This window comes from Pseudomonas baetica, from assembly GCF_002813455.1.
Lineage (GTDB): Bacteria > Pseudomonadota > Gammaproteobacteria > Pseudomonadales > Pseudomonadaceae > Aquipseudomonas > Aquipseudomonas baetica.
In genome coordinates this window covers 6663415-6677467 of record NZ_PHHE01000001.1, presented here as the reverse complement: position 1 = coordinate 6677467, position 14053 = coordinate 6663415, and the positions used below count along the sequence as shown (strand labels likewise).

The window sequence follows — 14053 nt, the reverse complement described above, 5'->3', positions numbered from 1 at the left end:
TTACCAGGTCGGCCTGATAAATCGATCTCCGTACAGAATCGCAAATTGGTTCATCGCACTCTTCCAGTCATGAGCCGCCGAGCCCCAGTTTGCCGTGATGTTACGCAGCCCAAGCCAGATCAGCTTGGTCGCTGCGTCATCCGTCGGGAAGTGGCCCCGGGTCTTGATGATCTTGCGTAGCTGAGCGTTGATGCTTTCGATAGCGTTGGTCGTATAGATCACTTTTCGAATGGCAGGCGGGAAGACAAAAAATGGAATCACTCGATCCCAGGCTCGTCTCCAGGCCGCCACCACCGTTGGGTATTGCTTACCCCAAGGGCCATTTTCAAAGGCATCCAGTGCTTCCTCAGCCGCTTCTGCGTTGATGGCTTGATAGATCGGTTTTAGCGCCTTGGCCAGCTCACGGCGCTTGTCCCACGCCGCGTAATCGAGGCTGTTGCGGATCAAGTGGACGATGCATGTTTGCAGCGTTGTTGCCGGAAATACTGCGCTTAGCGCCTCTGGCATGCCTTTGAGACCGTCAGTCACGGCGATCAGCACGTCCTCTACGCCGCGGGTCTTGAGGTCGTTGAAGACCTTCATCCAGAACTTCGCACCCTCGGTGTTTTCGATCCAGATACCAAGAATATCGCGCGTTCCATCGGGTAAAACACCCAGCGCCAAGTAAATCGCCTTGTTGCGGACAAGGCCTTCTTCTCGGATCTTGACCCGCAGCGCATCGAAGAAAATGACTGGGTACATCGGCTCAAGCGGTCGCTGTTGCCACGCACCAATTTCCTCCATCACCTCGTGCGTGACTGAGCTGATGAAGTCATGGGAAACGTCCGTCCCGTATTGCTCAGAGAGGAAAGCGCGGATTTCTCGAACGGTCATGCCTCGGGCATACATGGCGATGATCTTGTCATCAAAACCGGTGTAACGCCGCTCATGCTTGGGGATCAGAATGGGGGCAAAACTGCCATCCCGATCACGGGGAATCTCCAGCCGCAGCGGGCCATCCCCCGTCAAAATCGTCTTGCCCGTTTTGCCATTGCGCTGGTTGGTTTCATCCTCTGGGCGCTGCGCGCCCGGCGGATACCCCAGGTGGTGACCGAGCTCGGCACTCAATGCTCGCTCAATCAAGGCCTTCTTGAAGGCCGCAGAAGCGTCTTCAATAGCCTCTGCGGTAATCAGCCCCTCACCGAACTCTTCGAGCAGCTCCTTGGGGATTTTTGGTAGGTCACGCAGGGGTTTCTTTTTGGTTGGCATACATGCACCTCTTACTCATGTTATGCCCGAACACAAAATTTCTGACACCCCCCAGTTGATCAATCAGCGCGTGCGCTCGTGCTCTTCCGACATCAAGAGCGCGGTAGCCTTTTTTAAAATGGATTTCTCCCGCTCAAGTCGAGCGATTCGAGCTTCCAATTCCTGGATTTTCTGTTGCTCTGGCGTCAGCGCTTTACTCTGCGGAGTAACGCCAGTGCGCTCCTGCTGAAGCTGATTAACCCAGCGGCGCAACGCGGACTCAACCACACCAAGCGAGCGGCTGGCTTCGATATGGCTATAGCCTTGATCGAGCACGAGGCCTGCGGCCTCGCGTTTGAATTCAGCGGAAAAAGAACGACGTTGTTTGGTCATCAGACACCTCTATCTGGCGAGCATTCTCGCCTAAATGGGTGTCCGGTTTCATTAGACCACTACACAACGGCTACCCTCACACCGCCCAAACGCATGCCCCATCCCCAAAGCCCCCAAAACCCAAGGAACCACCGAAAGTGTTCCCAACCCCACCCCGCCAAAAAATCATCCTCCGCTCCGAAAACCTCCACTGCGAAGACTTCGGCGCGCTCTTCTCCAAACTCTTCGGCAACCGCTATTCCGACACCCCGCCCCCACCGCCCAACATCATCATCGGCGGCGTCTACGGTCGGCACGAAGGCGTCAGTTTTCGTCGCATGCATTACCACGGTGATTTCAGCGTGACCTTCCCCGATCCGCTGGACGAAATCACTTTCGTCATTCCCACTGCCGGCAAGATCGTCTTCAGCCACACCTGCGAATCCGTCGGCATGTCGCACATCGGTTTGGCCATCGACAAGGCTGACATCCGCTCGATGCACTTTCTCGACAACCACGCGCAGCACGGGATGTCGATTGGTCGGGGGCAGCTCACCGAGCGGTTGTCGGCGCTGTTGGGTAGGCCGATTGTGCAGAAGATTGTGTTTGAGCCCGTGGTGGATCTGAACTCGGCGGCGTTTCAGGGGATCAAGGCGTTGATCGATCTGGCGACGGGGACGGAGTTTGATGTGTTGATCAACAGCGGCACGCTTATGCCGTCGCGTTTGCGGGAGATGTTGGTTGATGCGGTGCTGGAGGCCTGGCCGCACAATTTCACTGAGGTGTTGCGGGGGCCGGCGCCGAGGGTTGCGCCGCGGCATGTGAAGTTGGCGGTGGAGTTTATTCAGGCGCATCCGGAGCAGCTGGTGAGTGGTGTGGAGCTGGCGCGGTTGAGTAATGTCAGTCAGCGGGCGTTGCAGGAGGGGTTTCGGCGGTTTGTCGGGACGTCGGTTGTGGCGTATCAGCGTCAGGTGCGCTTGGAGCGGGCGTATGAGGCCTTGGCGCAGCGGCATTCGGTGACGGTGACGGAGGTGGCGTTGCGGTTTGGCTTTAGTAATGTCGGGCGGTTCTGTCAGTATTTTCAGAGTGCCTTTGGAGTGCGTCCTGCGCAGTTGCGCTCGCGGTGTTGAGTGTTGATCTGCGACAACTTTATTGATGGGCGGCGGGGGTAATCTGTATTCGCTGAAAAACAGCCGTGCAGCCGCACGTCACGGGCCGTGGGCCAAGGTGGCGTCAAATGAACAAAAAACGCATTGTCTGGGGGAGCATTCTCCTGGGCCTTCCGTGTGTCTTGCTTCCCATACTTTTGATGGGCTACGTCGCCTGGGTGTTGAATCTGGCGGCAGCGCAGCAACGTCTGGAATCGCTGGCCGTCGTGGCCTCGAATCGCGCCAACAATACATTCCATGAAGCGGCCGGCGTGCTGAAGAGCATCGCCGCGTCCGAACTCGCCCCTTGCACCCCGCAGAGCATCGACGAGATGCGTCTGCTGACCATCAACACGTTCTCGGTGAAGTCGATCGGCTACGTCGAGGAAGAGGTTTATGCCTGCGGTTCGTGGGGGGCAGTGGGCCATCGGGTGACGCCGTGGAAGGAAGATTTCACCACCGCTGATGGCGTGCGCGTGTCGCTCGGTGTGCAGGCGCGGATTGGGCCGACCAAGCCGATGATGGCGCTGCAATACGCAGCGTTCAACGTGCTGGTCGACCCTGAACAGTTTTTGCAAGTGATGGTCGAGGATGATGTACATCTGATGGTCGGCACGGCGGCCGGGCAACTGGTCGGGGTGTCGCGGCCGGGGGCAGAGCGCTTCATGAGTCGTGTGCATTTGGGCCCGGCCACGGCGCTGGAGGATGGCTATCTCTATACGCTGGTGCACAGCGGTGACTGGGTGGCGATTGCCGCCGTGTCGCGTCACGAGTTGCTGCAAGGACTGCTGCGCAGGGAGATGCTGTTATTGCCGATTGGCGGGCTGATCGCGGGCATGCTGGTGTTGATGCTCGTCAGGCGGACACGGCAACGCCTGTCACCATTGGCCGAGCTTGAGCTGGCGGTGCGCAATCGCGAGTTCATCGTGCACTATCAACCGATCATTGATTTGCACGATGGCGCCTGCGTCGGCGCAGAGGCTCTGGTGCGCTGGCAGCATCCGGACGGCAGCCTGGTGCCACCGGACAGGTTTATTCCGTTGGCGGAACAAAGTGGTTTGATTCAGCCGATCACCGATCAGCTCATCGATCAGGTGCTGGAGGATCTGGGGCCGTTGCTAGTGCAGCAGCGCGATCTGCATGTGGCGATTAACCTGGCGGCGGCAGACGTCAGCAGCGGGCGTTTTCTGCCCCGGCTGCAAGCGGCGATAAGCAAGGCCGATGTGTGGCCGAGCCAGATCTGGCTGGAGGCGACCGAGCGGGGTTTTCTGCAGATTGATGCGGCGCGGCAGACGGTTAATCGGGCGCGCGAGTTGGGTTTTATGGCGGCCATCGACGATTTCGGCACAGGGTTTTCCAGCCTGCAACATCTGCAACAGTTGCCACTGGATGTGCTGAAGATCGACAAGTCGTTTGTCGACAGCATCGACGTCGATCCGACGGCCTCCTCGGTGACGGCGCACATTATCGAAATGGCCAAGAGTCTGCGCTTGAAACTGGTGGCCGAGGGCATCGAGTCCCAGGCCCAGCTTGAGTATCTGCGCAGCCGTGGCGTGCACTTCGGGCAAGGTTGGCTGTTTGCCAGACCGATGCCCGTCGCGCAATTCCAGGGGTTCTTGCACAAGCATTCAAATGCGCCAGCGCCGATTGGACAAGTGCTTGAATGCCTGTGAAAGCGGCGCGTTTCAGAACTGATAGCTGGCCTTGAGACTGCCGGCGAAACCGTGGCTGTCCCCGCCTCCGCTAGCGCCCACTTCAGCGCCGAGGCTGACGGGGCCTAGGTTGGCCATGAGGTTGACGCCGCCGCTGAACTGATCGCGGTTGTCGAAAGCGGCGCGTTGTTCGATATCCAAGCCAAGCAAGTGACCTTTGCTTTCGACCCGATGATCGCCGAGCACATGCTCATAACCCACCCGCGCACCCGGCAAAAGTTGCCAGTTACCCATGGCGATCGGGGCGAAGGACACGTCGAGATTGGCCACGGCGCTGCGGCGGGTTTGCTTGCTGTCGTCAACGTCCAGCGACAGTTCGCTGCCCTTTTCCTGGAAGCCTTTGAGATCGAGATGGCTGACGCGCACACCAAGGCTCGGTTCTAGAATCACGCCGCTGACCGGCATTCGATAACCCAGCGCCAACGTCGCGCCGGTGAGGTTGCCGTGGGTGTCGCCCTTCGCCGTACCGAGGCCACCGCCGAGGTCGCGTTTGCTGTCGTAGTCGACATAACCGGCGCTGGCGCTGGCGTCGACGAACAGGCCGCGTTCCAGGCTGGTGAAGCCGTAGCGGGCGCCGATGTTGAAGAAGGTGAAGTCGGTATCCGCCTCGCCACCTGCCCCGCCCACTGAGCCTTTGCTGTAGCCGAAACCACCACGGGCGCTGAGTTGTTCGGTGAAGCGCTGGGTGAGGCCGACCATCAGGCCCTGGCTGTGTTCGTTGCTGCTGTCGGCGTGGGCTGAGCCGTCAGTGCCCAGGTAGCCGGCGAGCGCGGTGGTCCACAAACGGTATTGGCCGAGCTTGAGGTCGGTACCGCTGGCGAACGGTGCGGCGGCTTGTTCGATCATTGCATTTTGGCGCAGCAGGTAGCTGGCGGCGTCGGCGTGAACCTGGCCGCCGACGGTGGATTCGACGCCGCCGAGGGTGCCGGCGTCGATGGCCGATTGCAGGTAGTAGTTGTAGGCGCTGTAGGTCCCGGACAGGTTGCTGTTCTGTAGCTGTCGCAGCAATTCGGCGCCAGCGGCGGCGTTACCGATCAAACCGGCTTGCCCCGGTAAACTGTTGTACTCGACCAGTTTGCCGCGCAAGACGTAAAGGGTTTCCTGCGACAGGCCGAGACCTTGTTTGAGGTAGTTGTCCATGCTGCCGTATTGAGCGGTGACCTCATCGAGGCCGGCCTGCAAGTAGCTGGCTTGCACGCCGAGCAGTGGCGCATAGATGCTCGCCATACTGGCCGGCATGGCTTTCAACGTGGCGGCGACGCGGGCGGCGGTGTAGTCGTTGGTGGCCAGGTAGTTGGCCATGATGGTCGCGTTATCGAGGCCGGCGATGCTTTGCAACACGGCGGCGGTCCAGCCGGTGCGGTCCTTGCCAGCGGTGCAGTGGAATAACTGGGCGGCATCAACGCTGGCCAGTTCGTTGAACAGCTTGCCGAATTGACCGCGCATGCCGGCATCGCTGACGAAAGCGCGGTTGGTCTGCTCCATCATGGCAATGGCGTCGGCGGCGCTTTTGAACGAGACCGTAGTGATGTTTGCGCCGGAAGTGGTGCTGCCGATGATGTCGATGTTTTCGTAGGTCGCGCCGGTGAGCATCGTATCCGGCGTGGCGGCGATTTCGCTAGGCGTGCGTAAGTCGTAAATCGCTCTGATGCCGAGGCTGTTGAGGGTCGCCAGATCCGCTGCCGACGGGGTCAGCGCGTTGGAGCGGTAGAACACGCCGCTGCGCATCGTGCCGTCGTGGGCCGTGGAGTACGCAGTGGTGATGCCCGCGATGTCGCGCAAGTTATCGATGCTTTGCAGGCGTGGCGTATCCAGCGGGACGGACTCGGCGGCGTGGGCAGCGGCGATGGACAGGCTCAAGACGGACAGCGAACACAGAAGACGTTGGAACACAGTGCAGCCTCATTGAATAAGCGTTGGGCTGGTGACTATGTGTAATGAAGTGATACGGAATATGACAGATTGCGTTCGAGTGAAAATGCCTGCGCGATTGGGCCGTGGGGTGCGTGATCGGTCCATCCTTGCGCGCTTTGGAGATCCCAATGGAAGCGGTCTGTTCGCGATGCCAACAGATGATCTTCAAGTTCTGATAAGGATTTTGCTCGATAGCTGCAGGACGTAATGAAGATCCGCCCCGCTCGCGACCGCGTTCATTGAATCACCTTCCGAGGCTGGCGCGCATTTCCCGCACGCCCGCCTCTGTCCGGTTTGCGCTAGTCAGTCAGCTCATCATGAACGCATCAAGTTCTTCATGACGAGTAATCAGAACGTCAGGCGCCACCCCCAAGGACAGCGCCAATACCACGCTGCTTTGCAGCAGCTCGGTATTACGCTCGATATCGAACGCGGCGGTCATCAACTCGCCCAGTCGGTCGAATGCGTCAAGGATGTCCTGCACGACTGCCTGACATTGACGGTCGACCGTCGCCAAGTACTCGTTCATCCGCGCATCCATGGCTGCCTGTACATGAGCCGACTGCCCCTTGAGGAATTCGGCAACCATTTTGCCGGCCACTGATCCCACCACAGCCCCAACGATCGGGATAGGGATCAGCGTTTGGCCGGCAGCCGTGGCGATGCCGACAATGGCGGACTCGGCACAAATGACCGTGCCAAGGCTGACCAGTTCGTCCAGGTCGATCCTGTTGGCGTTGTAATCAGCGATCAGTGCATTCATCCCCTTCGCGGCGCTGACCACAGCCCCCGCAAAAGGCGCGGCCATGCCCGCATAATTGGTCATGAGATAGATCGAGCCACCGGCGATGGCGCCGCCAATTGCCGCAGTACCCGTGTCGATACCCACATCCGCCCAGTCGCTGGCGTCGAAATCACCATTGAATACGTTCTTGCCGTCCTTGTACTTGGCGTACAACGACGTCGTCAGGCCGACCGCACCGCCCACGGCGCCAGCTATCGCAGCGGCCTGGGCCGCGCCAGCCAGTGAAGGCCCGTTTTCGCTGCGGATCTGTTCCTTGCGCTGCTCATTGCGTTCGGTCAACGCGTCCTCTTCCTTATTGAGCGTGTCGAACACCTTGCCCTGTTGCGGGTCTGCATAATTCTGCACGCTCGGTCTGACGACCTCTTGAAACGGTTTGCCGGACTCCGCTTCGATTTCTTTGACCTTCGCCATAATGGCTCTGACGGAGTCTTTGCCCAGAGGACCGGGATCGCCATTCATGACCTTGGTAATGGTTTCGAACTGGTCTTTGGGAATCTGGTAGTACGAACCGTCTCGACCGAAATCCTTGTACTGTTCCATGTGCTCCAGCACTTCCCTGAGCCCACTGTTGGCGCCGTTGATGAACTTGGACTGGACCGCAATACCCTCCAGCAAAAAGTCTTCCTTTGCCGTTCGGCCCACGCCATCAAACGTTGCAACAAAGTCCCCCTGCTCGATCAGCGAGCGGGCATTGCGGATCCCCACTTCAACCTGCTCGGCAATCTCTCCATGTTTGGTCAAAGGGTTGCCGAGGATTTTCTCGGGACTCTCCAGAAACGTGCGGACAATGTCGATCTGCTCAACGGCTTTGTGGAACGCGGCGTCCTGTCCATTGAGCAACAGTGTCGTGGTGTGGACGCGGATACTGTTGATCCCCTCCACTAATTGCGCACTGATCTGGTCGCGAACAGTCCCGGTCTGATCACCCGTCATCATTCGGGCGCCTTGTTCAGCAGTTGCGATAGCGCATTCATGTGATTGATGAGCGCCGCGAGCATATCCTTCTGCCCTGCGTTGAACAGCGAATAGTTACCCGGAGCTGTACGCATCAGAACGCCGAGGAACTCCTCCATGCCATTGGCATGCTGCACGGTGCTGGCGATCATCCGTCCGACCCATGTCTTGGCAACGTTCAATGTGCGGGTTGAACCCTCGATCTGTGCGCGATGCTCGTTGGCCTCTTCGGCAATTTTCCGGTTCTTGCTCCGTGCATACAGACCACCACCGACAATGGCAACGCCCCCGATGCCCCAGCCGACAGGCCCGGCCAAGGCCAACAGCGCGGACCCCGCAGACATGCCGCCACCACCCGCAGCCAAGGCACCTCCGCCCAGCCAGGCCAGCGCGGCATTGGTTGCCGCGGCCCCTGTCAGTCCGGAAATCGCGGCACCTGTTGAGGCAGTGCCAAACGTGGTCGCGACAGCCATTGCCGCAGTCGGTGCGAACGCCGCAGTACCGACACCCGCAGCCACTCCGGCGGCAGCCGAAGAACCGGCGGTAAATTCAACGTTCGCGGCTTCGATATTCAGCTTTTTTACCAGGCCACAGAATGATTGGGCTTCGGCTTTAAATGTGCTGTAGGACTTTGCGAATTCCTTGGGTGAGTGCGCGAGGTGACTGATAAATGTCTCAACGTTTTTCATCAGTTCGGTACTGACGTGATGCCGCACAGCATGCAGTTCGGTACAGGCAGTCTCCACGTCGGCTGCGACCAGCACCTGCCGACTGCGGGCCTTTTCCAGTTGATCCAGCGCGTTTTTTTTCAGATCACCATTGAACATTAAGCGAATTCCGTCTCGTTTGTGGCAAAGTGCCACATCTTAACGAAACCAACGATAATGGCAATTAGCCCAAGCGCGTTAAGACATTCCATGCCAAAAGCAATTTGAGGCCTTCAGGGAGAGAAAAATATGGGGTTCGGTGTACCGTCAAAACGGATAACCGTGGTCTATTCCAACGATTACGTCAGCGCCGCGAATATCATCGAGGCACGCATTCAGGCATTCGCCGGTTATACCAGCCGACTCTGGGACGTCAGCTTTTATGAGGCCAACAAGGCCACGCTTGATAGCGACCAATTAGTGCTTTTCCTTGGAGGTTTCGATGAAAACCCAGCAGCCGGGACTTACGCCAAAGTGTTTTCGAACAAGGAAAAAGTCTGCGAGTGTTTCTACTCCATCGCGGGTTCCAAAGCACTGATTTTCCCGACGGGCGAGGTTTCAGAAAACTCTGTCAACCCGGACGGGGCCGCAAATTTCTATAGCGACAGTGCCGGCAACACCCGCTCCGGAAATGGTCATGCATCAATCTCGAACATTGATCTGTCCACATTACTTAAACCGGCGACGGGGATGATCGGCGGGCTAATCGAGCGAGTGTTTACTCCCAAGTCAGTTAGCCGTCAGGAACAACTGGAGTGTGGTTGCGAAGAGTTCATGCAGAAACGCTTCGCGAGCTGGGTAGGTTATAGCGCAACATGAGCGCATTGCTCCATTGAGCAGGCGGACGTCCGCAGACGACATGCCTTCACGGGCTGTCGGCTTCGCGGACGCCAGGAGACGCCGTGCACTTGGCACTCTGGCAAGTCTCCCATTAGGTGCATCACAACCCCTGACCTACACCTGATGTCAGGTGTTTTGGACCACCACTTCGATCCGCGTAATCCCTAGCCGCGCAGCCTGCTCCAAAATCTCCTGCGGTGTGGAATCCGCCGTAGGCATGACCAGGCCGTTTTCGGCATGTAAGCGGCCAGCGAACACACCTTCAGAAATCCGGAATTAAGGGCGATGGTGTCCGCCTATTTTTAAGCGGACGCGATCACCCTTATCGCCAGGATTTCCATGCGCCAACGAAGCTCCTATCCCAAACCCTTCAAGGCCCAGGTTGTGCAGGAATGCCTGAAACCCGGTGCCTCAGTTTCCAGCGTCGCCATCAGCCACGGCATCAATGCCAACGTGATTCGCAAGTGGCTGCCGATTTACCGTGATAAACCTGTCGCGCCACTTCCCGCGTTTGTACCGCTGCAACCAATGCCTAAACGGCACGCTGATGAAGCGGTGGTGATCGCACTGCCGCTGGGCGACAAAGCCATCACGGTCAAATGGCCCATCACCGACCCGGACGGCTGCGCACGTTTTATCCGCAGCCTCTCGCAATGATACGCATCGACGCCATCTGGCTCGCCACTGAGCCCATGGACATGCGCGCCGGCACCGAAACTGCGTTGGCCCGCGTGGTCGCCGTGTTCGGTGCGGCGAAGCCGCACTGCGCTTATCTGTTCGCCAACCGCCGGGCCAACCGGATGAAGGTGCTGGTGCACGATGGCGTGGGCATCTGGCTTGCCGCACGGCGTTTGAACCAAGGCAAGTTTCACTGGCCTGGCACTCATCGCGGTTTGGAAGTCGGGCTCGACGCTGAACAACTTCAAGCGCTGGTGCTCGGTTTGCCATGGCAGCGAGTTGGCGCTAACGGCGCAATCACAATGATTTAGCCTTGCTTTTCAGCTGTGGCAGGTGGATCGCTTTGGTAAAATCCACGGCATGACTTCCTCTCCCAATCTCGACCAAATGACACCCGAACAACTGCGCGCACTCGCTGCGCAGTTGCTGTCGAAGGTCGACACCATGGGCCGAAAAATCCATCGTGACGAGACGATCATCGAGCAGCTCTCTCACGAGATTGCCATCCTCAAGCGGCACAAGTTCGCCAAGCGCAGCGAACAGATCAGCCTGGCGCAAGGCAACTTGCTCGATGACCTGCTCACCACTGACCTTGAGGCTATCGAGGCAGAACTGAACGCGCTTCGTCCCGCCCCAACGTCGGACGAAACCCGCCAAAAACCCAAGCGCGCGCCGCTGCCGCCGCAGTTCCCACGTACCGTCATTCGTCACGAGCCAGAGAACACCCAGTGTGTCTGCGGGTGTCAGCTTCAGCGCATCGGCGAAGACGTCAGCGAGAAGCTGGATTACACGCCGGGCGTGTTTACCGTTGAGCAGCATGTACGTGGAAAGTGGGCCTGCCGCCAGTGCGAAACACTGATCCAAGCACCGGTGCCGGCCCAGGTGATCGACAAGGGCATCCCGACCGCAGGCCTGCTGGCGCATGTGATGGTGGCCAAATTCGCTGATCATCTGCCGCTGTACCGGCAAGAAAAGATCTTTGGCCGTGCAGGCCTGGCGATCCCGCGTTCAACGCTGGCTCAGTGGGTGGGCCAAACTGGCGTACAGCTACAACCGCTGGTGGATGCACTGCGCGAAGCGGTGCTGGCTCAGCGAGTCGTGCATGCCGATGAAACGCCGGTGCAGATGCTGGCGCCCGGCGAGAAGAAAACGCACCGAGCTTATGTCTGGGCTTATTGCACCACGCCGTTCTCGGCACTGAAGGCCGTTGTCTACGACTTCAGCCCCAGCCGTGCTGGCGAACATGCACGGAACTTCCTTGGCACGTGGAACGGCAAGCTGGTCTGTGATGACTTCGCGGGTTACAAGGCCAGCTTCGAGCTGGGCATCACCGAAATCGGCTGCATGGCGCATGCCCGCCGTAAGTTCTTCGACCTGCATGTGACGAACAAAAGCCAGTTGGCCGAGCAAGCGCTGCACTCAATCGGCGGGCTGTACGAAGTTGAACGGCAGGCCAAAGACATAAGTGATGAAGAACGATGGCGATTACGCCAAGAAATAGCGGTGCCCATTGCACAGAAATTACATGAGTGGATGCTGGCTCAGCGCGACCTCGTGCCCGAGGGCTCGGCCACGACCAAGGCTCTGGATTACAGCTTGAAACGCTGGGTAGCGCTGACGCGCTACCTGGATGATGGTGCCGTGCCCATCGACAACAACCCGGTGGAGAACACGATCAGGCCATGGGCGCTTGGGCGCTCCAATTGGTTGTTCGCAGGGTCTCTGCGCAGTGGCAAACGAGCGGCAGCGATCATGAGTTTGATCCAGTCGGCACGCATGAACGGGCATGATCCGTACGCGTATCTCAAGGATGTACTGACGCGATTGCCGACGCAGAAAGCCAGTGAGATCGAGCATCTACTGCCGCATCAATGGATGCCTGGCTGATCTACGCAAGGCGTATTCCCCATACGCTTACTTCGGCATCACCCAGATGCAGTTCCAGAAGATGCATCGCCGCCTCGTGTTCGGCCAGTTGCGGCTGTTTGAGCTCGAATGCATGACTGCGCGGCTCGCCGTTGAATCGGTACTCGATGTGGTAGGTGTGCATGGTGTCATCCGCTTATGAAGTGAGAAGCCACTGAATATCCTGACGCGCCAGTCACTTTTTTAGTTCAACTGCATGATGAGCAGAGAAATATCAGTTCATTCCAAACTTTTAGCGTCACCGGGCGTCCTCTTCTTACACTTCCCAAAAGCTGAGCACAGCTAAGGACTGGCGATGACCTTCTTCATTTTTCTTCTGGCCTGCGCGGCTGCCGCAACCACGGGCGTCATGTTCAAACCGGGCGAATGGTATGCGTCGTTGGCCAAACCGGGCTTCACCCCACCCAACTGGGCATTCCCGGTGGCCTGGACAGTGATTTATCTGCTGCTGGCCTGGGCCGGTTACCGCTTGAGCCTGATCCCCGGCAGTCAGACCGTGTTGGCGTTGTGGGCCGCGCAAATTGCGCTGAATACGCTGTGGACGCCGGTGTTCTTCGGCGCGCATCAAATTCTCGCCGCCATGATCATCCTCACACTGCTGTGGCTGGTGGTCGCGGCGATGGTCGTGCTGGCGGTGCAGCTTGATCTGATCACCGGCCTGATTCTGTTTCCCTATCTGGCGTGGCTGTGTGTGGCCGCCGCGTTGAACTTTTCGATTTTTGTCAAGAACCGCTGATGACCCAATTCACCGGCAAAGCGCCGTGGCCAGAGGGCGAGCGTGAGTTGGCGCAAGTGCGCGCTTTCAACAGGAAACTCGCCTGGTTACCGCGCTTCAAAATCCGCAATCGCGTGCTGCCACGGATGATTCAGGCGCTGCTTCGTATCAGTCAAATCGGTGGCGCGAGCAAGTTGCTCAATGCTGGCCTCGCGGCTGAACGAAGGGTGATTGATAGCGGCGTGGCCGTTCGAATCATCCGGCCCAAAGGTCGAGCCAAAGGCGTCGTGCTGGATTTCCATGGCGGCGGCTGGGTGATCGGCAATGCGCAGATGAATGACAACTTCAACATCGCCATCGTCAATACTTGCGACGTGACGGTGGTCTCGGTGGATTATCGGCTGGCGGTATCGACACCCATTGAGGGGGTGATGGAGGACTGCGTTGCGGCCGCTCGCTGGGTATTGGCCGACGAAGCGTTTGCCGATCTGCCGGTGATCGTCATCGGCGAATCCGCCGGGGCACATCTGGCGGCGGCAACGTTGCTGGCACTCAAACCTTCGCCCGATCTGCTGCAACGGGTCAGCGGCGCGCTGTTGTATTACGGCGTCTACGATTTGGCCGGAACGCCGAGCGTGCGCGCTGCACCGCCGCAAACCCTGGTGCTGGACGGCCCCGGCATGGTCACCGCGTTGCGCATGCTCACGCCGGACTTGAATGACCAACAGCGCCGGCAGCCACCGTTGTCACCGCTGTATGGCGACTTCAGTGATTTCCCGCCGGCGCTGATGTTTGCCGGGGAGCTCGATCCGCTGCGCGATGACACCCTCGACATCGCCAAGCGCTGGGTGCAATCGGCGCCTGTCGAGGTGTATCTGCTGCCCTCCTCCCCGCACGGTTTTATCCATTTTCCGACGGCCATTGCTCAAAGCGTGCTGGCTTACAGTCGCGAATGGATTTCGGCGCGGGTCGATGGGCAAGCGCCCGTCACTCGTTCAAGTCCTTGATCAGGGTAATCAAGAGGTTGTTTCCCTATTCGTGGCAAAAAAAACCCG

At 58.8% G+C, this 14053-nt stretch carries 13 protein-coding genes and 1 pseudogene; 8 read left to right on the top strand and 6 right to left on the bottom strand.

Features of this window, described 5'->3' with window-relative positions; translation table 11 throughout:
- Positions 1–1248, bottom strand: coding sequence for an IS256 family transposase (locus ATI02_RS31000; RefSeq protein ID WP_095191982.1), 1248 nt, complete (start codon positions 1246–1248; stop codon positions 1–3).
- A 52-nt stretch (positions 1249–1300) separates the two neighbouring features.
- A pseudogene (locus tag ATI02_RS30995) lies at positions 1301–1620 on the bottom strand (transposase); the annotation flags it as partial.
- 137 nt (positions 1621–1757) lie between these two features.
- Between ATI02_RS30995 and ATI02_RS30990 the strand changes: the two are divergent.
- Both ATI02_RS30990 and ATI02_RS30985 read left to right on the top strand, forming a co-directional pair.
- Positions 1758–2729 (top strand): AraC family transcriptional regulator, encoded by a 972-nt coding sequence (locus ATI02_RS30990; protein ID WP_100848297.1) that lies wholly within the window; start codon positions 1758–1760, stop codon positions 2727–2729.
- A gap of 107 nt (positions 2730–2836) precedes the next feature.
- The gene (locus tag ATI02_RS30985; RefSeq protein WP_100848296.1) at positions 2837–4420 is read left to right on the top strand and encodes an EAL domain-containing protein; all 1584 of its coding nucleotides are present in this window, start codon (positions 2837–2839) and stop codon (positions 4418–4420) included.
- A 12-nt stretch (positions 4421–4432) separates the two neighbouring features.
- On the opposite strand, the gene ATI02_RS30980 is transcribed toward ATI02_RS30985, so the two are convergent.
- From ATI02_RS30980 to ATI02_RS30970, 3 genes are all read right to left on the bottom strand, one after another.
- Entirely contained in the window at positions 4433–6352 is a 1920-nt protein-coding gene (locus ATI02_RS30980) for a tyrosine-protein phosphatase (protein ID WP_100848295.1), read from the bottom strand.
- 328 nt (positions 6353–6680) lie between these two features.
- On the bottom strand, positions 6681–8114 hold the full coding sequence (locus tag ATI02_RS30975; protein ID WP_100848294.1) for a hypothetical protein: 1434 nt from the start codon (positions 8112–8114) through the stop codon (positions 6681–6683).
- Positions 8111–8959, bottom strand: coding sequence for a hypothetical protein (locus ATI02_RS30970; RefSeq protein WP_100848293.1), 849 nt, complete (start codon positions 8957–8959; stop codon positions 8111–8113). Before ATI02_RS30970 ends, ATI02_RS30975 begins: the two co-directional genes overlap by 4 nt.
- Before the next feature lie 129 nt (positions 8960–9088).
- Between ATI02_RS30970 and ATI02_RS30965 the strand changes: the two genes are divergently transcribed.
- From ATI02_RS30965 to tnpC, 4 genes are all read left to right on the top strand, one after another.
- Positions 9089–9658, top strand: coding sequence for a hypothetical protein (locus ATI02_RS30965; RefSeq protein ID WP_100848292.1), 570 nt, complete (start codon positions 9089–9091; stop codon positions 9656–9658).
- A gap of 360 nt (positions 9659–10018) precedes the next feature.
- Positions 10019–10336, top strand: coding sequence for an IS66-like element accessory protein TnpA (gene tnpA / locus ATI02_RS30960; RefSeq protein ID WP_095188479.1), 318 nt, complete (start codon positions 10019–10021; stop codon positions 10334–10336).
- Positions 10333–10668: an IS66 family insertion sequence element accessory protein TnpB gene (gene tnpB, locus ATI02_RS33000; RefSeq protein ID WP_157815118.1), complete on the top strand. Its 336-nt coding sequence runs from the start codon at positions 10333–10335 to the stop codon at positions 10666–10668. The genes tnpA and tnpB overlap by 4 nt, the downstream gene beginning before the upstream one ends.
- A gap of 49 nt (positions 10669–10717) precedes the next feature.
- A complete protein-coding gene (gene tnpC / locus ATI02_RS30950) occupies positions 10718–12244 on the top strand; it encodes an IS66 family transposase (protein WP_095188477.1) in 1527 nt (508 codons plus the stop codon).
- A 1-nt stretch (position 12245) separates the two neighbouring features.
- Here the strand turns inward: tnpC and ATI02_RS32215 are convergent, their stop codons facing one another.
- Complete coding sequence (locus ATI02_RS32215) at positions 12246–12407, bottom strand: hypothetical protein (RefSeq protein WP_157815161.1); 162 nt, start codon at positions 12405–12407, stop codon at positions 12246–12248.
- A 171-nt stretch (positions 12408–12578) separates the two neighbouring features.
- On the opposite strand from ATI02_RS32215, the gene tspO reads away from it, so the two are divergent.
- Positions 12579–13019 (top strand): tryptophan-rich sensory protein TspO, encoded by a 441-nt coding sequence (gene tspO / locus ATI02_RS30945; protein ID WP_100848291.1) that lies wholly within the window; start codon positions 12579–12581, stop codon positions 13017–13019.
- On the top strand, positions 13019–14005 hold the full coding sequence (locus ATI02_RS30940) for an alpha/beta hydrolase fold domain-containing protein (protein ID WP_100848290.1): 987 nt from the start codon (positions 13019–13021) through the stop codon (positions 14003–14005). The genes tspO and ATI02_RS30940 overlap by 1 nt, the downstream gene beginning before the upstream one ends.
- Positions 14006–14053 lie beyond the last annotated feature (48 nt).